At 42.6% G+C, this 22,027-nt stretch carries 20 protein-coding genes; 4 read left to right on the top strand and 16 right to left on the bottom strand.

Going from position 1 to position 22,027, the window contains the following annotated elements; translation table 11 throughout:
- Window positions 1-72 precede the first annotated feature (72 nt).
- From groL to DFP77_RS09970, 3 genes are all read right to left on the bottom strand, one after another.
- Window positions 73-1,719, bottom strand: a complete 1,647-nt coding sequence (groL, locus tag DFP77_RS09980) for a chaperonin GroEL (RefSeq protein ID WP_114412148.1) — start codon at window positions 1,717-1,719, stop codon at window positions 73-75.
- Window positions 1,720-1,779: 60 nt separating this feature from the next.
- The gene (locus tag DFP77_RS09975) at window positions 1,780-2,070 is read right to left on the bottom strand and encodes a co-chaperone GroES (RefSeq protein WP_024022707.1); all 291 of its coding nucleotides are present in this window, start codon (window positions 2,068-2,070) and stop codon (window positions 1,780-1,782) included.
- A 128-nt stretch (window positions 2,071-2,198) separates the two neighbouring features.
- Window positions 2,199-2,669, bottom strand: coding sequence for an FxsA family protein (locus DFP77_RS09970; RefSeq protein WP_114412147.1), 471 nt, complete (start codon window positions 2,667-2,669; stop codon window positions 2,199-2,201).
- A gap of 48 nt (window positions 2,670-2,717) precedes the next feature.
- Here DFP77_RS09970 and DFP77_RS09965 point away from each other — a divergent pair, with 48 nt between their 5' ends.
- Window positions 2,718-3,050 carry an MGMT family protein gene (locus tag DFP77_RS09965; protein ID WP_114412146.1) on the top strand — a complete coding sequence of 111 codons (333 nt, stop codon included), beginning with the start codon at window positions 2,718-2,720 and terminating at the stop codon, window positions 3,048-3,050.
- A 45-nt stretch (window positions 3,051-3,095) separates the two neighbouring features.
- Here the strand turns inward: DFP77_RS09965 and DFP77_RS09960 are convergent, their stop codons facing one another.
- Window positions 3,096-3,581 (bottom strand): YajQ family cyclic di-GMP-binding protein, encoded by a 486-nt coding sequence (locus tag DFP77_RS09960; protein WP_114412145.1) that lies wholly within the window; start codon window positions 3,579-3,581, stop codon window positions 3,096-3,098.
- Window positions 3,582-3,664: 83 nt separating this feature from the next.
- Here DFP77_RS09960 and DFP77_RS09955 point away from each other — a divergent pair, with 83 nt between their 5' ends.
- A complete protein-coding gene (locus tag DFP77_RS09955) occupies window positions 3,665-4,612 on the top strand; it encodes a ketopantoate reductase family protein (protein WP_114412144.1) in 948 nt (315 codons plus the stop codon).
- A 26-nt stretch (window positions 4,613-4,638) separates the two neighbouring features.
- Here DFP77_RS09955 and DFP77_RS09950 read toward each other — a convergent pair whose 3' ends face one another.
- Together DFP77_RS09950 and DFP77_RS09945 are read right to left on the bottom strand one after the other, a co-directional pair.
- The gene (locus tag DFP77_RS09950; RefSeq protein ID WP_114412186.1) at window positions 4,639-5,472 is read right to left on the bottom strand and encodes a CvfB family protein; all 834 of its coding nucleotides are present in this window, start codon (window positions 5,470-5,472) and stop codon (window positions 4,639-4,641) included.
- Between the two features lie 80 nt (window positions 5,473-5,552).
- A complete protein-coding gene (locus DFP77_RS09945; protein WP_114412143.1) occupies window positions 5,553-6,113 on the bottom strand; it encodes a DUF1415 domain-containing protein in 561 nt (186 codons plus the stop codon).
- Between the two features lie 231 nt (window positions 6,114-6,344).
- On the opposite strand from DFP77_RS09945, the gene DFP77_RS09940 reads away from it, so the two are divergent.
- Complete coding sequence (locus tag DFP77_RS09940) at window positions 6,345-7,550, top strand: DEAD/DEAH box helicase (protein WP_114412142.1); 1,206 nt, start codon at window positions 6,345-6,347, stop codon at window positions 7,548-7,550.
- Between the two features lie 79 nt (window positions 7,551-7,629).
- Here DFP77_RS09940 and ribA read toward each other — a convergent pair whose 3' ends face one another.
- Both ribA and DFP77_RS09930 read right to left on the bottom strand, forming a co-directional pair.
- Window positions 7,630-8,238, bottom strand: coding sequence for a GTP cyclohydrolase II (ribA, locus tag DFP77_RS09935; RefSeq protein ID WP_114412141.1), 609 nt, complete (start codon window positions 8,236-8,238; stop codon window positions 7,630-7,632).
- Between the two features lie 98 nt (window positions 8,239-8,336).
- On the bottom strand, window positions 8,337-8,810 hold the full coding sequence (locus DFP77_RS09930; protein WP_114412140.1) for an Lrp/AsnC family transcriptional regulator: 474 nt from the start codon (window positions 8,808-8,810) through the stop codon (window positions 8,337-8,339).
- A 213-nt stretch (window positions 8,811-9,023) separates the two neighbouring features.
- Here DFP77_RS09930 and leuA point away from each other — a divergent pair, with 213 nt between their 5' ends.
- The gene (gene leuA / locus DFP77_RS09925; RefSeq protein ID WP_114412139.1) at window positions 9,024-10,697 is read left to right on the top strand and encodes a 2-isopropylmalate synthase; all 1,674 of its coding nucleotides are present in this window, start codon (window positions 9,024-9,026) and stop codon (window positions 10,695-10,697) included.
- Between the two features lie 93 nt (window positions 10,698-10,790).
- On the opposite strand, the gene DFP77_RS09920 is transcribed toward leuA, so the two are convergent.
- The 8 genes from DFP77_RS09920 to DFP77_RS09885 form a co-directional block, all read right to left on the bottom strand.
- Window positions 10,791-11,717, bottom strand: a complete 927-nt coding sequence (locus DFP77_RS09920) for a GGDEF domain-containing response regulator (protein WP_114412138.1) — start codon at window positions 11,715-11,717, stop codon at window positions 10,791-10,793.
- On the bottom strand, window positions 11,708-15,808 hold the full coding sequence (locus DFP77_RS09915; RefSeq protein WP_114412137.1) for a response regulator: 4,101 nt from the start codon (window positions 15,806-15,808) through the stop codon (window positions 11,708-11,710). The genes DFP77_RS09920 and DFP77_RS09915 overlap by 10 nt, the downstream gene beginning before the upstream one ends.
- A 110-nt stretch (window positions 15,809-15,918) precedes the next feature.
- Window positions 15,919-16,170, bottom strand: coding sequence for a hypothetical protein (locus tag DFP77_RS09910; protein WP_114412136.1), 252 nt, complete (start codon window positions 16,168-16,170; stop codon window positions 15,919-15,921).
- A gap of 184 nt (window positions 16,171-16,354) precedes the next feature.
- Window positions 16,355-17,743 (bottom strand): ABC transporter ATP-binding protein, encoded by a 1,389-nt coding sequence (locus DFP77_RS09905; RefSeq protein WP_114412135.1) that lies wholly within the window; start codon window positions 17,741-17,743, stop codon window positions 16,355-16,357.
- Window positions 17,740-18,525 carry an ABC transporter permease gene (locus DFP77_RS09900; RefSeq protein WP_114412134.1) on the bottom strand — a complete coding sequence of 262 codons (786 nt, stop codon included), beginning with the start codon at window positions 18,523-18,525 and terminating at the stop codon, window positions 17,740-17,742. Before DFP77_RS09900 ends, DFP77_RS09905 begins: the two co-directional genes overlap by 4 nt.
- Window positions 18,522-19,454, bottom strand: a complete 933-nt coding sequence (locus DFP77_RS09895; RefSeq protein WP_114412133.1) for an ABC transporter permease — start codon at window positions 19,452-19,454, stop codon at window positions 18,522-18,524. The genes DFP77_RS09900 and DFP77_RS09895 overlap by 4 nt, the downstream gene beginning before the upstream one ends.
- A complete protein-coding gene (locus DFP77_RS09890; RefSeq protein WP_239544048.1) occupies window positions 19,451-21,007 on the bottom strand; it encodes an ABC transporter substrate-binding protein in 1,557 nt (518 codons plus the stop codon). Before DFP77_RS09890 ends, DFP77_RS09895 begins: the two co-directional genes overlap by 4 nt.
- Before the next feature lie 128 nt (window positions 21,008-21,135).
- A complete protein-coding gene (locus DFP77_RS09885; protein ID WP_114412131.1) occupies window positions 21,136-22,014 on the bottom strand; it encodes an SMP-30/gluconolactonase/LRE family protein in 879 nt (292 codons plus the stop codon).
- Window positions 22,015-22,027 lie beyond the last annotated feature (13 nt).

The following is a 22,027-nucleotide window of genomic DNA, read 5'->3' as shown; positions in this document are numbered from 1 at the left end:
TAATCACAGTCAAGCATAAAAAAACCCCGCTAAATAGCGAGGTTTCTTTTATCTCAATGGATGAGAGTGGAATTACATCATTCCGCCCATACCACCCATTCCGCCCATGCCACCCATATCAGGCATGCCACCAGCTTCGTCTTTAGGCAAATCAGCAATCATGGCTTCAGTAGTGATCATAAGACCCGCTACAGATGCCGCTGCTTGAAGTGCAGATCGAGTTACTTTAGCTGGATCTAGGATACCCATTTCCAACATATCGCCATACTCGCCAGTTGCAGCGTTGTAACCATAGTTACCTTCGCCCTGCTTAACTTTATCTACAACAACAGAAGCCTCTGCACCTGCGTTGATAACGATTTGACGCATTGGCGCTTCCATCGCACGTAGAGCAAGAGCGATACCAACGCTTTGATCTTCGTTATCACCTTTAAGATCAATGATTTTGGTAAGAGCGCGAACTAGAGCAACACCACCACCGGCAACAACACCTTCTTCAACCGCTGCGCGAGTTGCATGAAGTGCATCATCTACACGTGCTTTCTTCTCTTTCATGGCCAATTCAGTCGCAGCACCAATCTTGATAACAGCAACGCCGCCAGCCAACTTAGCAACACGCTCTTGAAGCTTCTCTTTATCATAATCAGAAGAAGAGTTAGCAATTTCGGCACGAATTTGCTCAACACGACTTGTGATGTTTGCTGCAATACCAGCACCATCAACAATCGTTGTACTCTCTTTAGTCAAAGTAACGCGTTTCGCGGTACCTAGCTGCTCAAGAGTCGCTGTTTCTAAACTCAAACCAACTTCTTCAGAAATAACTGTTGCACCAGAAAGAACCGCAATATCTTCAAGCATCGCTTTACGACGATCACCAAAACCCGGCGCTTTTGTCGCTGCAACTTTAACAATACCGCGCATACTGTTGACAACCAATGTCGCCAACGCTTCGCCTTCAACGTCTTCTGCAATAATCAATAAAGGGCGAGACGCTTTCGCAACACCTTCCAATACAGGAAGCAATTCACGAATGTTAGTAATCTTCTTATCAACCAACAGGATGAATGGATTTTCAAGTTCCGCACTCATCGTTTCTTGGTTGTTAATGAAATAAGGAGATAGGTAACCGCGATCGAACTGCATGCCTTCAACAACAGCTAGTTCGTCATCAAAACCTGAACCTTCTTCAACTGTAATAACGCCTTCTTTACCAACGCGCTCCATTGCTTCAGCAATGATCTTACCAACAGAAGAGTCAGAGTTTGCAGAAATAGTACCAACCTGCTCAATAGCACGAGTATCAGTGCAAGGAGTAGACAAATCAGCAATTTCTTTTACTACTGCAGCAGCGGCTTTATCGATACCACGCTTAAGGTCCATTGGATTACGGCCCGCAGCAACAGCTTTCAAACCCTCAGCAACAATTGCTTGCGCAAGAACTGTCGCTGTTGTTGTACCATCACCAGCAACATCATTGGCTTGAGAAGCAACTTCTTTCACCATTTGTGCGCCCATGTTTTCGAACTTATTTTCAAGCTCGATTTCTTTTGCAACAGTTACACCGTCTTTAGTAACAAGCGGAGCACCAAAAGATTTTTCGATAATAACGTTACGGCCTTTTGGACCTAAAGTTACTTTAACTGCATCCGCAAGAACGTTTACACCTTTCAGCATTTGCTGACGTGCACTGTCTCCAAACTTAACTTCTTTAGCTGACATTCTTTTATACCTTTAAACTGTTTTAAGTGTTACAAATCGAATATGAACTACAAAGATGATTTAGGCTTCAACAACGCCGTAAATTTCATCTTCTTTCATGATAAGTAGCTCTTCACCATTGATTTTCACTGTTTGACCTGAGTACTGACCAAACAACACAGTGTCACCAACGCTAACAGCTAACGCTTGCACGTCGCCATTAGATTGAATACGGCCAGTGCCAACAGCCAAAACCTCGCCTTGTGTAGGCTTTTCTGTAGCAGATCCAGGCAGAACGATACCAGATGCGGTTGTTGTCTCTTCTTCTTTACGGCGAACAACGACACGATCGTGCAAAGGACGAATATTCATCAATCATTTTCTCCAATTAAAACAATACCAGGACTCCCCTGGCAGGACTGCTCTTACTTATAAAAGCAAGAATCTCTATCGAAGTTTTATATACGGCTAGTAATCCGTATTTCAACCCAAACAAAAAATTATTTTTTATCTATTAAGTCGTTATCTTCATTAGCATATTCACCTTCAATGATATCGCCCTCATCTTTTGAGCCATACCGTTGGCCGCCACGCCACTGAGTGCCACGGGCCATCATTGAGCTCACAAATTTAACAATCAAACCTGCTGCAAATAACTTTCTTAACGGTGGAACCAATAATAAGGCACCAATCGCATCCGTCACGAAACCAGGAATCAGCAAACACAGGCCTGCAAACACCAACATCACACCTTCTGCCACTTCTGCAGCAGGAAGTTCACCACGGCGCATTTTTTCTTGTGCCTTTAATGACGTTTCTAAACCTTGCTTACGAATTAAAGTGACACCTATAATTGCCGTAAGGAACACTAAACCTACTGTTGCCAATGCGCCAATTTCACTACCGACCTGAATCAGTACGGTCATTTCAACAATGGGCACTAGAATAAAAAGTAATAGCGCAAATCTCATATTCACCTTCTTTATGTCATACTCAAACTCGTTTACTGATCTCTATCTATGGGCATACCTTTGATTAATCAAGCAATGACGCACTTTAAATCGCAAGTACTCCTCATTTTAAGTGAAATACCATATGGAAGCTGCATAGCTTATGGAGAATTAGCCAAGCAATCTGGCTTTCCAGGTTATGGGAGACAAGTAGGACAACTAATGAAGAAACTTCCTAAAGACACCAAGTTACCTTGGCACCGTGTAGTTAATGCTCAACGACGAATCAGTTTCGCAGAGAATACAGATGGATATTTGAGACAGAAAGAAAAGTTGGAAAAAGAAGGTTGGATCATTATTGGCAACAAACTCACCCTGAATGAACACACGACACTGAAATAAAAAAACGCCACTAAATATTTAGCAGCGCTTCCGTAAAAAATAGTTTTAGTCTCTAAAATTAGTAAATTGAACCGGCTGCGCCAAATCAGCTCCGCGTAAAAGCGCCATTACTTGCTGCAGGTCATCACGTTTCTTACCTGTGACGCGCAATTGATCACCTTGAATCTGTGCTTGGACTTTAGCTTTGCTGTCTTTAATCATTTTCACGATCTTTTTCGCCTCATCCGTTTCAAGCCCTTCTTTCATTTTCACCGCTTGAGATGCGCGCATATTTCCTTTCACAACATCTTCTTTTTCCAAACTTTTCAAATCAATACCACGGCCAACCAATTTTTGATTTAGAATATCAGACATCTGGCGAAGTTGAGGTTCAGCCTCTGCTTCCATGACAACGTTTTTCTTGTCTTTAATTTCGTAGTGCGCTTTCACGCCTTTAAAGTCATAACGCGTTGTAATTTCTCTGTTAGCCTGATCGACTGCGTTGCTGACTTCGTGCCAATCCAACTCAGATACTACGTCAAATGATGGCATTTTCTGCTCCTTTGCATTTTCAATAAGGTAATTTGGAGCGATAATAACAGGGATTGAAATAAAACACCTAATGGAAACCTATTATGAAGAATACGCCTTGGCTAGTCATCGGCGCTGGCGCTATCGGCCTTTTTTGGGCTTGTAAGCTAGAAAAACTCGGCAATAAAGTCCATCTAGTGTATCGATCAGAGAGCCCTGGGAAGAAAATCACCTTGGAATCGCTTACTGACGAAGAAGGTCAACAGCAGGTTTGCACGACCAAACATAGAATCAAAAGCTTTACTGCTGAAGAGCTAGCCGACCAATACGATAAAGTGCTAATCTGCACTAAGTCTTTTGACCTCACAAATGCTTTCACCCAAGTAGAAGCACACATTACAAACGATGCAGATATTGCTTGCCTTTGTAATGGCATAGGGGCGCAAGAAGAACTTCAAAACAAACTACTAGAAACACAAACCCTTTGGGCTGGCACCACCAGCGAAGGCGTACTCAAAATTGAAGCCAACCACATTAAGCACACAGGCTTAGGTGACACCTACTTTGGTCAATGGCGCCCCACAACCCCAGCCAAAGAATTTCCAATCGAAGGCATGACGGTTATTAACATTCACCAACGAATGCTTGAAAAACTGGCGGTAAATGCCGTAATTAACCCTATTACTGCCATCTTCAACATCCATAATGGCGACATTTTAAATGACGAATACAAACCACTTATCGACGCCACCCTCTTCGAATTATCTAGTATCTTTACCCACCCAGAATTTAGTTACATACAAGAAAGCCAACACCTAACTCAAGACAACCTCAAGAACAGAGTTCACACCATTGCTCAACTAACCCGCCTAAATCGATCATCAATGCATGAAGACATCCGATTGCAACGCCAAACTGAAAACAGTTTCATTTCTGGTTTTTTACTTGATAACAGCCCTATTGAACTGCCTGTGCAACGCTTGTTTTTTGATGGTATCGCTCATGCAGAACAGCGTGAAGAGGTCAAAAAAAAGCTGCTAAGTCTTCCTTAGCAGCTTTTTTATCAAATCATATAACACTAGATTTTGGAGATTTTCTCTTTCGTTAGCAAAATTTTCTTTTCTTTATAAAGCGCACCCAAAGCTTTTTTATAGGTAGCTTTACTTACTTTAAACACTGCATAAATGGCTTCTGGGGACGCTTTATCTGTCAATGGTGACTCACCACCATGAGCATCTAAATAGTCCAGAATATCATCCAGTATATTACGTACTTTCTTGTAGCCAACTTCTTGCAAGCTTAAGTCAATTTTCCCGTCTTCGCGCATTTGCTTAATAAAGCCCACTGTCTTTTCACCTTTTCGAAGCTGCCTAAATGCATCTTCAAAAAACAAAACACCCCAAAAACGGTTATCAATAACACACTTAAAACCAATATTTGTCTTATCACCAATAATGATAGACACTTTATCACCCACACGATAAGGCGCTTCTTCACGGTTCAGCAAGGCATCCACTTTAGTTGTCGCCACAATGCGATTTGTGGTTTGATCTAGGTAGATGAAAAGTAAATGCGTTTCACCTTCCTCAACTCGGTTTTTCTGCTGACTAAAAGGCACCAATAAATCTTTAGGTAAACCCCAATCAAAAAACGCCCCGACTTGGTTTACTGCGATTGACGTTAACGCAGCAAACTCTCCAACTTGAGCCTTGGGAAATTCAGTGGTTGAAATCAATTTATCATCTGAATCCAAATAGACGAATACCTCTACCTCGTCATCTACCGTAACGCCTTTAGGCACATAACGTTTAGGCAATAAAATTTCGCCTAGTTGATCGGCGTCCAAATACACACCAAAATCTTTTTCTTTAACGACTCTTAATGTATTTAAGCGCCCAATTTGTGTAGCCATGAATTCTCCGGCAAGCATTTTTTTTCGCACTATACGCACTTCATTAATAAGCACAATATAGTTCATTTCGAAATCATAAGTTAGTCATTATCAGCTTTCATACAACCAGCAAATATAACGTCTAATTCAGATTTCCCAAGTTCTTCCATTTTTTCAATATTTTGATTTGGTATCTCTGTTGTATCGCCATAAAACTCAATCGCCTTATCCACACTCGCTTCTCTCAATAAATGCAGCATTGGGTAAGGTGAACGATTGGTATAATTAGAAACATCATCAGGTTCCGTACCAGAGAAGCAATAATCAGGGTGGAATGTGGCTAATTGATAAACCCCCTCACACTCCTGATCAAACATAAGATCTTCAGCCGTTTCGACAAAATCCAAATAACGATGAAAATCTTTAAATAGCGTCGGGAATATCAGCAATGTTGTTTCCGTCTCAGGGTGCTCATCCAGCCACTGAATCTCTGACATTAATTCTTCTAATGCCACATCCATCTTCTTTGATCGCAACACTACACAACGCACACTTTCTCTCTCCACTTCGCGCTTTGCGAAAGGACAGACATTTAATGCCACAATAAACTCTTTTACCCATGTCATTGTCTGGGTTGTGACCAATTCATCCGAGAGCAACATAAATCGTCTTCTTATCAATATTTGAATGTATTTTAGAGCAAAGCATACAAAGGGTCTAACTTATCAAGCCAACTTCAGAGGTTTAGATTTCGAATCCTCAGAAAACAAGGTATCATGATTGACATTACAGTCCATTATAGTGGTCCTACGCCCAAATTCATTATGCGATTCATAGTTAATTGATGATATCCATAGTTGGTCGTGCTACTTATCCCGCTACAGAGAGTTTACATGTCATTTGCTGAATTAGATCTGGATTTCACCATAGAACAAGCCATTAGTGATCTTGGTTTTGAAACCCCAACGGAAATCCAAGAACAAGCAATACCAATTGCCTTAGATGGCTCTGATCTCCTTGCAACCGCACCAACTGGCACAGGCAAAACCATCGCATTTTGTGCACCAGCCATTCAACATATTCTTGACCGTGATGAGCAATCTACTACGGCGCCAAAAGTACTAATTTTAGCGCCAAGTCGTGAGCTAGCACGTCAAATTTTCAATGTCGTAGAACAGCTAACGCAACACACACGCATTCAGTCTCACCTAATTATCGGTGGCACACCCTATGGAATGCAGCAGCAACAACTAAGCGAACCATGTGATATTTTGGTCGCCACCCCTGGCCGACTTGTCGAACTAGACGATAAACAATGGCTAGACCTAACAGACGTATCTTACTTTGTTATCGACGAAGCTGACCGTATGTTAGATATGGGGTTCGTTAATGCCATTAACCACATCGCCAAAGAGTTACCAACAGAACACCAAACGCTAATGTTTTCCGCCACATTAGAGGGCGAAAAAATGGGCCGCTTTGCTAGCGCGCTATTAAACAGCGAAACTCAACAGATTCGCCTTGGTGAATCTGCACGCACGGTACCGAGCCAAATTCGTCAATTGGCCTACCGCGTCGATAGTGAAGAACACAAAGAAGCCATACTAAAGCATTTATTAACACAAGAACGCGTTCAACAAGCCGTACTCTTTGTTTCTAATCGGGAGCACGTAGATGTATGGGTTCAACGTATTCGCAAAATGGGCTTAATGTGTGATGGCTTGCACGGTGAAATGAAACAAGGCGACCGCAGCGAGCACATGAAACAAATGAAACGTGGCCGCTTGCAAGTATTGGTCGCAACCGATGTGGCATCTCGCGGTATCGATCTTCCTGAAATCAACACAGTAATTAACTTGCGTCTACCACGCAAAGCGGATTCCTATATTCACCGCGCAGGTCGAGCTTCACGTGAAGGCGAGCCTGGTGATTGCATCTCATTAATCGATATTAACGATTTACCAATGATCGAGAAGATTCAGCGCTTCATGCAAGCCAATATTAAATTTGGTCGTATAGAAGGGCTAGAAGCAAAAACAAAAGCTCGTTCGCCAAGTAGCAAGAAGAAAAAGAAAAAACCAGCGCCAAGCAAAAAATAAAGGCTAAATAAATTAGCAACAAAAACAAGAAAGGCGCTTAAAGCGCCTTTCTTGTTTTTCACTTTGCACATTACGAAAGTCAATCAAACTTCAATGTATGGAGTTTACGCTTCGCTTTAGTTTCTAAATACAAACGATTATGCTGATTAACATGTACTTTTGTTGGTACTAATTCAGCAACGGAAATTCCGTGCTCGATAAGTTGTTGCGCTTTATCTGGGTTATTGGTCAACAAACGCACTTTATTAACACCTAGTGCTTTCAACATTTCTGCTGCCACACCAAAATCACGACCATCATCTGGCAAATGCAGCATCTCGTTGGCCTGATACGTATCATAGCCTTTATCTTGCAAAGCATACGCTTCCAGTTTTGCGTATAAGCCAATACCACGGCCTTCTTGGCGTAAATAAAGAATGTACCCGCCCTGCTCATTAATAAGGTCTATGGCCTCGTCTAATTGCTCACCACAGTCGCAGCGTCCAGAACCAAAGACATCACCGGTCAAACACTCTGAATGCAGACGAACCAACGGAATGCTATTGACGTCTTTTGTCTGTGTTCCTTCAAAAAATATCCCAATATGTTCTTTGCCTGAGTCATCGCCATCAAAGGAAATAAACTCCGCCATCACGTCGCCAGCCCTCACGGGAATCATCACTCGACGCTTAATTGTCAAATCGCTCATCACATCTTCTCTACTAGGGACTTTTTTCACTGTAATAGTATAACATCCATTAATTTGGTCGAAAGCAAAAATATCAATGCTAAATAAGGAAAAACCTTCTAAATCAGATGATCCAAAGGCAAAGCAGTACTCTCTTTCACACTACGCAACAAAAAGCTCGACTGCACACCCGTGACACCTGGTATACGTGTCAGCTTTCCTAACAAAAAATCATGGTACTTTTCCATATCCTCGACCACGACTTCCAATAGGTAATCGCAGTTTTGTCCAGTCACCAAATTACAATTTCTCACTTCTGGAAAAGCGTCCACCTCTTCTTCAAACACACTAAATCGATCTGGTGTGTGTCGGTCCATACTAATCTGCAAAAACGCGGTCAACTTAAGACCCAGGCTAGACTTTTTTAAAATAGTCACCTTACGGTCTATCACTCCAATGTCTTCAAGCGCCTTCACTCGCCGCAGACAAGGTGAGGCGGACAAACCAACCCGGTCAGCCAAGTCCTGATTAGTTAAGCTAGAATCTTGCTGCAACTCTCGCAATATACTCAAGTCAATTTTATCAAAACCCATTATCGCAACTCCAAATCGCTAATTTTATTCTTAGTTACGCAATATAATTCTATTTGAATTGAAAATTCCATAAAAAACGCAATCTTTTACTCATCTTTTTTGTTTACACTATACAAAATGAAGAAATAAAAAATGCTAACAAAAGAAAGCGTCTACTCAAGACGCGCAAATAACAACGGGGTTTACCGACCTCCTATTAATAAGGACAAGATCATGTCGTCTTTTGACCATACAAAGTACACGTCATTCAAGCCAGTCGCTATTGCAAACCGTACTTGGCCTGACAAAGAAATCACTAAAGCCCCAATTTGGTCTAGTGTCGACCTACGTGATGGCAACCAAGCTTTGGTTGAGCCAATGACTGTGGAACAAAAGAAACAATTTTTTGCCCTACTAGTAGATGTTGGCTTTAAAGAAATTGAAGTGGGTTTCCCTGCCGCTTCTCAATTGGATTTTGACTTTGTCCGCTGGTTGATCGAAGAAGATCAAGTGCCAGATGATGTTTACATCCAAGTATTGACTCAAGCGCGCCCAGAATTGATTGAGCGCACCTATGAATCATTAAAAGGCGCCAAAAAAGCCATTGTCCACGTTTACAATTCGACATCTACAACACAGCGTGAACAAGTGTTCCGTATGGACATGGAAGGCATTAAAAAGATCGCAGTAAATGGCGCTAAATGCGTAAAAGAACATGCTGCTAAGCACCCAGAAACAGAGTGGGTATTCCAATACTCACCTGAAAGCTTTACTGGCACAGAAATCGACTACGCCATTGAAGTATGCGATGCAGTAGCAGATGTTTGGCAACCAACGCCAGACAACAAAATTATTATCAATTTGCCAGCTACGGTAGAAGTATCTACTCCTAACCGCTACGCAGACCAAATTGAGTATTTCTGCCGTAACGTTAAACAACGTGACAGCATAATTGTAAGCTTGCATACACACAATGACCGAGGTTGTGGCGTAGCGGCAGCCGAATTAGGCGTAATGGCTGGTGCAGACCGTATTGAAGGCACATTGCTAGGTAACGGCGAGCGCACAGGCAACATGGACATAGTTACTATGGCGATGAACATATACAGCCAAGGTATTGATCCAGAGTTGGCGTTGGGTGATATGGACCGCATCATAAGTGTGGTTCAAGCATGCACCTTGCTACAAGTTCATCCGCGTCACCCATACGCAGGTGAATTGGTGTTCACCGCTTTCTCTGGCTCTCATCAAGATGCGATTAAGAAATGCTTAGCCAACCAAACAGACGACAAACCTTGGGACGTGGCTTACTTGCCAATCGATCCACGCGATGTCGGTCGTAGCTACCAAGAAGTCATTCGCGTGAACAGCCAGTCTGGCAAAGGCGGTGTTGCGTATACTCTTGAGCAAGAATACGGCTTGGCATTACCACGCTGGTTGCAGGTAGAGTTTAGCCCTATTGTTCAGCAGTTTGCGGAAAAAGACGGTGGTGTTGTCAACGCAGAATCCATGAAAGACTTGTTCGAAAGCAGCTTCATGACGGGAACAACGCCATATAAATTGGGCAAATACGACCTTGCAAAAGATGACGTAGATACCGTTCATGCAGATTTGGTCGGAAATAATACCTCAGTCAAAATTACTGGTGACGGTAACGGCGCATTGTCCGCCTTTAGCGAAGCACTAGGTAAGCACTTCAATATGAGAGTGGATATTATCCAGTACCAAGAGCACGCATTGACTGTCGGCAGTGATTCACAAGCGATCGCTTATGTTCAAGCCAACATCAACGGTGATCGTTACAATGGCGTTGCCATCGACAACGACATTGTATCTGCTTCTATCCAAGCACTATTAGCCACAGTAAATCAGAAGATTATTGAAAATACAGATTCTGCTGTAGCCTAAACACTTTAGCTAAATAGAAAGCATAAAAGGCCGACAGTCGATAAGATTGTCGGCCTTTTATGCTTAAATGATGATTACGCAGAATAAATCGGCTTATCCTGCGTAATATACGACTTTATTGCGACCCGTCTCTTTTGCTTCATACAAGCATTCATCGGCACGCTTTAGTAGAGCAAGTTTATCTTCTTTCTTTCCTGTATATTCTGCCACACCAATACTGGCCGTTATAGGAATCTCAACACCCTCATGTATTACAGGGTGCTCTGCGACAATTGCGCGATATCTTTCAAACGCCGCAAGTACCTCATCCACAGGCATTTTTGGCAAAATCATGCCAAACTCTTCCCCTCCTAAACGGCCAATAGCATCACCATCTCTTAGGTTTTTCGTGATGCGACGTACTACTTCCACAAGCACGGCATCTCCCGCGTCATGACCGTAGGTATCGTTGACCATTTTAAACTTATCAAGATCAAATATCGCACACGCCATAGGTACACCATAGCGGCGCGTAAATGACATTTCTCGCTCTAACATAACCTCAAAAGCACGACGGTTTGCAACCCCCGTTAAGTGATCAGTTGAAGCCAATTCTTCAAGCACTAAATTAGACTCAACTAACCGTCGTCTCATATCTGCAATACGTTGCATAGCTAACATTTTAGCTGACAAAATTTTCTGGCTAATAGGCTTAATAAGGTAATCATCACCACCCGCTAAAATGCCATCTTCAACATCATCGTCTTCCGCACTCGCACTTAAAAAAATCACAGGAAGCCATTCCTGTTTTTGTTGTTCTTGTATATCACGGATAGACCGGACCGCATCAAAACCATTCAAATAAGGCATTTGCACGTCCATTAAGATCAGATCCAAATCATCTGAATTCGCTATAAATTGCTCTATGGCCTCTTTACCATTACTAGCCTCTATCGTTCGGTAACCCAACTTCGATAGATGCAACTTAAGCAGCAAACGATCTGTATTAGTGTCATCAACTATTAATACTTTCATTGGCATGACAGCATATCCTGTAGTTTATTTTTCACTTCGCGGTACATTGCTAATACTTCTCTTAACTTCAAATGTAACTCAGGAACATCGCCTTCACGACCTTCTCTCTCAAGCTGTGCAGCCATTGAAGACATTGTCATGGCCCCTACATTTTGGCTAATAGATTTCAAACTATGAGCAAGCCGAGAAATGAGCCCACAATCTACGCCATCATCTTCCATCAGTATTTTATCAAACGAAGCAAGGATACTGTCTGCATCTGCAAAAAAGGCCTCGACTAATAATACAAAATCATCCCCCAATATCACTTTTAATTCATTTAGGGCAGTCTCATCGATAATAACATCTGATTGCACATCAAAAGCTGAACTGGCTGATAACATAGATTGATCTTCACCCATATCTGGTGTTTGGCTGGCTGGTAACCATTTGTCTAACATACTAATAAACTCCTTTTGTTTAAATGGTTTAGGGACTAAACCATCGCCACCAGATCGAAAAACTTCGGGCAATGTCTCAGGCATAATATCCGCCGTTAACGCCAGAATAGGGACACGCTTACGACCTGCACTTTTTTCAGCTTGTCTAATATGACGCATAGAAGAAAGTCCATCCATAACAGGCATATGCAGATCCATAAAGATTAGGTCGGGTTGATGAGCTTCCCACATTTCAATACCAACAGCACCATTTTCAGCACCAACAACATCAAACCCCATACGCTCCAATATGCCTTTCGCAACAGCCATGTTCGCCCTCATATCCTCCACAACCAAGATTAATCCCCGCTTTTGATCCTCACCCAGACCTTTTATCGTCGAATCAACCTCAGCAGAGTGGTCTTTTTCATCTAAATAAGAATATTGACGTCCAATAAAGTGAGTAGACAAAGCAGAAATAAGGCCTTTTTTAAGCATAAATCCCGTCATTGGTTTTGCGACATTAATATTAACCCCCGCGTCAGACAGCTCCTCGCTGGACAATATACCTGCTGATGTTGTCATTAAAATAATCGGCTGGCGATTAGAGCCACTTGCTTCACGAATAAGTCGAGTAAGCATCAAACCATCCAATTCAGGCATCATATAATCCGTTACCACTATTTGATATGGCACCCCATCATCGATTGCCTGACTCACCCTGTGCAAAGCATTCTCCGAATTGATCTCAGCATCCGCATATATGTCACATGAGCGGAGCTGATTTTTCAAAATAGTTAAATTGGTTTCATTGTCATCAACAATCAATGTTTTCTTACCAATCAACAAATTTTCATTGATAACAGCATCGATATGAGAGATAGCATGACTTTCGGGTAAAGATAAAGTGACAGTAAAAGTAGAGCCAACATCAGGTTCACTTACCAAAGCGATATCACCATTCATTAAATCAATAAGCTGCCTTGTGATAGCCAAGCCAAGGCCCGTGCCACCAAACTTACGAGTTGTCGAGCTATCTGCTTGTACAAAGGCATTAAATAATAACGGCTGAACGCTTTTATCAATGCCGACACCCGTATCTGATACACTCATTGTCAGTGACGCTATTCCTTTCTTATCTACAGTGCCGTGTATAGTCACCAGCACATGCCCAACACTGGTAAATTTAATTGCATTACTGATCAAATTAGTAAGAATTTGCTTAATACGAAATACATCCCCAACCAAAAACCTAGGGCAGCTTTCATGATATTGAACCAATAAATCTATACCCTTCTCTTCGGCTTTTATAACCAGCATCCGAACAACATCGTAAATGCTTTTCTCTAAATTGAAATCTACTCGCTCAATTGACAAATGACCTGCTTCAATCTTAGAGAAATCCAACAAATCATTAATAAGATTTAAAAGCCCCTCTCCTGATTCTTGCAACACCTTTAATTGCTCTGTTTGCTCAGGATTAAGAGAAGTCCCAGAAAGTAATTCGGCCATACCCAACACACCATTTAGTGGCGTTCGGATTTCATGGCTCATTGTGGCAAGAAAATCACTTTTGGTTTTGCTCGCGGCGAGTGCTTGCTTACTTGCTTCGCGTAACAACACTTCCGTTTCTTTACGCGATGTGATGTCCATATTGACACCAATAAGGTGTGACGCATGACCTAACTTGTCCAATACTAGAATCGCATTGGACTTGAGGTAACGGGTTTGCCCATCTTTGCGTGTAATTTTGAAATCGAAATCTAAATTTTCTGAGATATAAGATGCTTCTTGCGCGGTAAAATAGGCATTTCGGTCTAAATTGCTAAATACTTCACTGAGCATAAGTTTATCTTCAGGAAAAACACAATCATCCCAAACAACCAGCGGAGACACATTAGCCGATTTGGATGTGCCGTATAACCGATACATCCATTCATCCCAGCGCAAATTATCGCTTTGTAAGTCAAGCTCCCAAACACCAATACCAGCCGCATCAGCCGCAACAGACAGGCGAAGGTTGGTGTCGATCATCTTCCTTTCAACGTCTAATCGTTCAGTCACGTCATGTACATGGGCAATATATCCACCCAGTCGACCATCGGCACTTTTAAACATATTGCCAATTGTTTCGGTATGAAAAACTTTTCCTAATTTATGCCTATAGCTGACACGGTAACGATTTAATACATCTTCAACATCATTGTAATACGCCTTGCCTTGCTTAATAAAATCACGTTCTTCGGCGTAAAGAACCTTGGTACTTTTACCTTTTACTTCCGCAAGCTCATAACCAAACAGCTTAGTGAAAGCAGGGTTAATCATTTTTATTTCACGGTCAGCCCCTACCATGACAATTGCTTCAGGGGCATTCACAAAAAGCGATTCGAAGAATATTTTTTGCTCTCGCAACTCTTTTTCATACTCAGCCTGTATCGCTCTATCCCGCTCCAACGTCATTTCATTACCAATCCATTGCGCCAACAACTTCATAACTTCATTATCGTCTTCACTGAATGGGTGTTTTTTGGGGTTCGGACTCGAAAAATTTAATGTCCCCCAACGCTTGCCCCCAACATACAGGACCATCCCAATATAAGCTTCTAAGCCAAAATTCGCATAACAAGGGTGCTCTTTAATGTCGCTAATTGCCGTATGAAAATAAGAGGTTGGAGTATTACTGCCTAACGTATGTACACAGTAAGTGTTACCTAAATCAAACTGTGCTCCAGGGAGCACCTCGCCATTTGGAGTTTGACTATATTGAACTTCATAGACATCACCAGTAATCGAACTAATAAGCCCAATTGGAAGTGCGAATTGCTCAACGCCAATTTCGAGGATTTTTTGTAACTTTTCATCCAATAACAATTCTGAATCAGCTGTCACCTCATGTAAGAGCCGCAACGTCTCAAGTGCTCGTCTTTGACGGGTAACATCTTGCACACAAACATAAACCCCCGTCACTTCCCCTTGCTCTATTCGAGGAATATATGACGATTTATTAAATCTAACTTCACCATCATCACCTGTATAGTCAACCTCATAATGAAATTTCACCGTTGAACCTTGAAGCGCCTCTTTTAATTTAGGTTCAACCTTCGTAAACATATCCGCTGGCACAAGGTCTTTTACAGATTTCCCTATGTAGCCGTCATCTGATGGCCTGAAGCGCTGTTCATAGGCTTTATTCACAAATTGATAGCGTAAATTACGGTCAAGCAAGGCCATATAGACAGGCATATTATTGCTTAAACTTAAAAGCTCTTCATATTTCACGAACTCCACGCATTCACTTGAAGTTTGGCTGAGGGCTGGCGCTAACAATCCAGCAAAAACATCGGCCAAATCATGGATATGTGCATCAAAACCCAACTCATCAATTGAACAGGGAGCCACGTCTATAAAAAACAAACGTACCCCATAAAGAGGGAAAAACTCAGAAAGGTAACTGGAAACTTGAGGATAATCAGAAAAAAATGGGAAAGCCGTATCGGTTTGCTTTAAATTAAATTCTCGAGAAGAATGTAACACTTGGCTACGGAATGAGGTATCAGAAAAATCAACGCCATGTGTTTCACCTGAAATAACAATACGGCCGTTTTCAAAAAGCAAGCCAGAACAAGACATCCCTAGAAGAGTCCTAGCAACTTTCAAAGCAGCTTGTAATGGATCCATTTATTTCCCCTTAACGGCTTAGCTAAAAGCCTTTATAGATTTCCTCATCCTACTAGGCTAACTATAAAACATAACAGAAAATAAAAGTTTTGCTGCATCAGATTCTTAAGTTAAGGCAGTAACTTATCGATAAGAACACAATCCTTAGTGTCATTACGGCTTGCTTTAACTTTATCTAAGATTTTCTGAGCTACGTCTTTTTGGCGATCTGACACATGCTCAGAATCCACCGTCTTCTGAACATTGCTCAAATAAATGTCCAGTTTGGGCGTGCAATAGTCTTCAAACGCAAAAGCGCCAGTCGATGCAACAACTGCAGCAGCACTAACTAAAGCAACAGAGAAAGTTTTTTTGAACGACATAAAATTTTCCTAAATAAAGCCATTTAATTAGAAAAATTAGATCATAGACAACACAAAAGTGAAACCTAAACTCCCCCTTAAGCCAGTGTATTTAACAGTTTCAATACTAAATAGAAGTAACCTGCAGATATTAAGCAAGTGCATTTGAACGCACTTACCTAATACCACAGATCCTTAACCTAACTTATAAAGCAATAACTTGATGACAAGTTCGCTGAATAAGGTCAGGGTCATGACTCACTAACAACACCGCGCAATTCGCCTCAGTGGCCAACTCTACCAATAACTGCGTTACCTCCTTAGCCGTAATCGGGTCTAGACGTGATGTCGGCTCATCTGCGAACAGAAAAACAGGATCAAGCAACAAGGCGCGTAATATGGCAAAGCGTTGTAATTCACCACCGGATACCGACAAACAATTACGTTCTAAAATCCCTGCTGGTAGTTTCAATTTAGTCATCAAAGGAGCAATACGCGCTTTATCAATATCATGCAAAAGTACTAAATCATCCAATAATTGCCCCAGAGACACACTAGATGAAAACGCCGATGGTGGATCTTGATACAATTTCAGCCATTGATATGGCTTAGCGTTTTTATGAAAACGAGTAAGCTTGCCAGCCGAAACAGGCAACAAATTAAGCAATGCATCGCCAAGCGATGATTTACCGCAGCCACTGTCACCGACAATGCCAACCACTTCTCCTTGCTTGATGGTAAATGACAAACCTTCAAATAAGACGCGCCCTCCACGTTCTAAAGTTAACTTATCTGCAACAAGAAGGTCGTGCGAGCTTGCACGCCTAATAGGCGGAGCAATATCTGACCACGCACTCGGCTCTGCTGCAATAAGTTCTCGGGTATAAGGGTCTTGAGGACTATCCAGAAGATTTGCCGCCTCACCTTTCTCCACCAAGCACCCCTCTTTCATTACTAATAGCAAACCGCCTAACTGACGGGCTACCGACACATCGTGAGTAATCGTCAGCAAACTGCCTAGATTCGAACGGGCCTGGAGCAGCTGCACAATGCCATCACGACGAGACACATCAAGCCCTTTGGTTGGCTCATCAGCCAAAATCACATGCGCCCCACCAGCAGTGGCCGCAGTAATCGCGAGACGTTGTGCCATACCTCCCGACAGTTCATCAGGACGTTTATGGCCGTTACCTACCAAACCGACCTGTCCTAGATCGTCTTCCGCCATAGCAAGCGACATTTCTGCACTATTGCCACGTACAAACCGATAAACCTCTTTAACTTGATCAACCCCTTTCATCAAAGGGTCCAGCGAATGCCAAGGCTCTTGCGGCAACATGACCATTTCACGTCCCCACAAAGCTTGACGCTCTTCAATCGTCATCACTTTACCAAAAGTTTCTATTTCACCAGACACCGTTAAACCATCAGGTAATAGACCCATAATGGCTTGTGCCAGTAAACTCTTACCGGACCCAGTTTGGCCCAGAATAGTAAGTGGTTCGCCTTGCTTTAGCTCCAACGACATTGGCTCCAACAAACAAGTGTCGCCCACATAAACAGCCACATTGGTTAATTTCAGTAATACGCTCATGCTCGTTTCCCTGCCAATAAATGAAATGCAAACACCATCAAAGCAATCACTACCAAGGGCTGAGCGAGTAACCAAGGCGCTTCGCTGTAATACGGAAACAATTCAACCGTCATTAAGCCAAGCTCAGCCAGCGGAGGTTGAATACCAACATACACAAAGCCCAATGATGCCATGGTTAAAATCGCATTCGCGCCACCAAAGGCTGCCAAGGTAAATACTGATGGAGAAATAGCTGGCCAAATATGACGCTTAAACTGATACCAACGGCCAAAGCCCATCATCCGTGACGATTGTCTTGCAGGGCTTTGTATTACGCCTTGTGTGACAGCACGCACTACTCGGAAATACTCCACCCACTGCACCAAAGAAATCGCCAAATACAACACCAAGAATGAACCCGGAGCGATCGCAGCAAACAGCAATACAACCACCAAACCCGGTAAAGCAAGGAGTATATTCACCACAATTCCCATGGCAACATCAACCTTCTTGCCTCCCCAAACAGACCAGACACCAAATGCCGTTCCAACCAGTGAAGAAGTGAACATACACAACAGACTTAACCCGAAAGACAGACCAACAGCATGCGCCATACGTGTAAACATACTGCGACCAAAATGATCAGTACCAAGCCAATGGATTGCAGAAGGCGATTCCATAATGGCATTCAAATCTTGCTGAGAAATACTATAAGGAGAAAAAGCCATCCCCCCCAGTGAAAACGCCAACAACGCTAATAAGATAGCCAAACCAACCCATTGGGATTTTTTCATCTTCATCATGCTTTCGCTCCCCTTGGGTCAATCCATAAACAAATAATATCAACCAAGGTGTTAAGCAAAACGAACAATACCCCCATAACTAAAGCGGATCCTTGAATTACTGGAATATCGCGAGCAAAAATAGCATGGGCCAAACCATGACCTATTCCTGGCCAAGAGAACAATGATTCAATCATTACAATCCCTTCGATCATACTCACCAATTGAATGCCAAAAAATGCCACCACAGGCACAGCAATATTACGCACACCGTGCTGTCGAAAGGTTTGCCATTCAGACAAGCCCTTTACCCGAGAAAAACGATAAAAAGCAGCCTGAAAAGTATGCTTAGCAGAGTCTCTTACCACGCGATTCGACACTGCAGCCAAGCTAATAGCCAAAGTAAGAGCAGGCAAAACAAGGTGGGCAGGAGTTCCAAAACCGGCGACCGGGAATAGCCCCCAATGCAAAGCAAAGAATAAAAGCAGCAATACACCAACAACAAAAACAGGCATAGCACGAATCGCACTCGATAATCCCATTAAGACAGAGTCCAGCGGATTACCTCGCCATGCACTAAGTAACCCCAGTGGCACCGCAATTAAAACAGATAACATCAGCCCAGAAAGAGCCAACAACAATGAATGCCCCAGCATATGCTGGACAGAATCCATCACTGGCAAGCCACTCACTAACGAGTCACCTAGCTTGAATTGAAGAAGATCCGTCAACCAGTGCCAATATGCCACCCATGGGCTTTGATCTAACTGTAATTCTTCGCGCACCAATGCCGCAGCTTCAGAATTTACATTGTCTTGTCCATATCGGCTGGCAGCTATTCGATAAGCCATATCACCAGGTAATGAACGCATCAAAATAAAGGTCAAAGTTCCAACCCCCCACACCACAGTAATCAGCTGCAGAAGCCTTTCTAACAGCATGGCCTTCATGGTTTTACAAACTCCATTTCATTCAAATAAAAGCTGCGCTCAAAAGGGTCGTATCGAAATCCTTTAATGCGATTATTAACAGAGGTTTGCTGCACGTAGGAAGAAACAGGAATCATCGGTCGCTGGTTAAACAATATTTGAGCACTGCGCTGGGCAATTTCTTTATATGATACAGGATCGGAGGTTTGTTCTAACGTCATTAAATCGGCACTTAACGCGCTATTATTCCAATTCATCGCTCCCCAATCACCACCGCCATTCGATCCAAAATCAGACAGCATCACACCCAAAGGGTCAGCAATAAAACCATAATTCCGCGCGATAAGCGCCACCTCTAAAGAACCATCCTGATGGCCCATTGCTATCGCACTTGAATTAGTAATTTCTACCTTAGTTGTCACGCCAATAGCTTGCCACTGGGCTTGGATCGCCGTTGCTACCGCTGTTAATTCAGGTCTATCAGCATAGGTAATCAGTGTTAGTTCAAATAATTCACCCTCTCTCTCAAGCATACCATTTGCATTCTTATTCCAACCCAAAGAGGACAACAATGACTCAGGTGTGCCAACTTCCGATTCAGTCTCACTAGTTACATTATCCAAATGCCAATTAGACATAGAGGCAGGCAATATCTGCTCGGCCTCAGAGCCAGGAATACGCAGAACACCTTTTGCTATCCCTTTACGATCAATAGCTAAGCTCAGCGCTTGACGGGCACGGACATCATTCAAAAAGCGATGTCCGCTGTTTAACTTCAATACAATGGTTCTAGGAATTGAGTTCGATGAGACAGTTAAAATATCCATGCGCTGTAATGAGGGTAGACTGGCAGGATCTAACCCAAAAACAATGTCCGCTTGACCACTTTTCGCCTGTAAGACACGGCTTTCAGCACGATGACCGGTTAAATAACTAGCAAAAGGAATACTGGCTTTTTTGCCCCAATAATCATCAAACTTTTCAACGACAAGCTTATGCGGCGGAGCAAACTGAAAAACTTTATATGGACCTGTGCCAGATAGCGCTAAGACTTCCTCATCATTTCCATACGCTGCAGGAGATAAAATGCCGTTTGCATAATTCGCTAACACCGCCCCCAACAAGGTATAAGGTCGAGACAGTGAAATAACAACAGAAGAATCTCCCGCAGCAGAAATACTGTTGATTGGCGCATTTCTCAATGCTCCATGCTTCGTTTGAGCAATCAAAAGACTATTAACAACAGCCTCAGCATTCATCAAAGTACCATCGTGAAAGTAAACATCGTCACGCAAATCAAACGTCCAGGTTCTTGCGTCTTCACTCACCTGCCAATCCTTTGCCAAAGCCGGAATAAGCAAGCCCTTTTCATTAACATCCAACAAAGTTTCCACCACTTGCATACGACTAAATATATAACCGTTCTTTGAAGGATCTAGACTGGTAAACTCAAAAGCCGCACTAATCGACACAGTGTTAGAGGATGTAGGTCCCGAACAGGCCGTCACCGCCAGCAGCCCAAACAATATAGAACTACAAAATAGTATTCGTTTATAAAAAGGCATTACTTTCATATCCGTATTATCCATGAAACACAAAAATGTAATAATATAACATTACCTTTTTTTGCACAATAAAAAAGCCCACTCAAATCTCTTTGAGCGGGCTTTCTTTATAAAAATTAGTTATATACGCTAGACAGCTAAAATCCAGCAAATGGCTGACTTGGTTCACCGGTGACATCAAGACCCAGCGCGACCTTTAAATCGATAGCCACAACATGACCGGACAACGGCTTTTCTGCTAATTCGCTTTCACTTGTGGCAACACTCGCCGACGTGATGAACAGTGTATTGCCGTCCGCACCACCAAACACACAACTTGTCGGCTTAGAGAACGGCAACTCAATCGTCTGCAACACTTCACCTTCTGGGCTGTAGCGTACAATGCGTGAACCATCCCAATTTGCGTTCCATATACAGGCTTCGGCATCAATACAAGAGCCATCAGCCCCAATACCTTCTTTCACTTCAAAAAATGGGTTTTGGCTGCGCACATCACAAAACTCTGGATACGGAAAAACGTGCACTTTACGAGTCATTGAATCGCCAAAATAAAAACGTCCTCGAGACTCGTCCCATGCCAGTGTATTGGAAATACCAACCCCCTCCAACATGAGTGTCTTTTTGCCTTCAGGAGTGATTTTCCACAAGCGGCCCGATGCACTTTCTTCAGCATCGTCCATGGTACCAAGCCATAACACACCATTTGGGTCACATTTGGCATCGTTACTGCGGTTACCAGGAATATCGGTATCTAAGTCACATAAGTGTTCTAATTCACCTGTCGCTTTATCTAAATACGCAACAGAATCCGCCAAAGCCACCAACAATCGATCACTTTGAGTAGTGAATACCGCAGACACTTTTTTCGGCAAAGTCCAATGTTGGTATTCATTAGACTCTTGATGCCAGCGCCACACTTGGCAGGCAGGAATATCAACCCAATACAGAGCTTGTTCTGACTGACTCCAAAATGGCCCTTCGGCTAATTGATGTCGTTGAGTACTAATTTGCTTCATTGTTTTTATTCTC

It is taken from the genome of Marinomonas foliarum (assembly GCF_003337275.1).
In the GTDB taxonomy this organism is placed as follows: Bacteria; Pseudomonadota; Gammaproteobacteria; order Pseudomonadales; family Marinomonadaceae; genus Marinomonas; species Marinomonas foliarum.
This window is presented reverse-complemented; position numbering and strand designations above follow the sequence as displayed.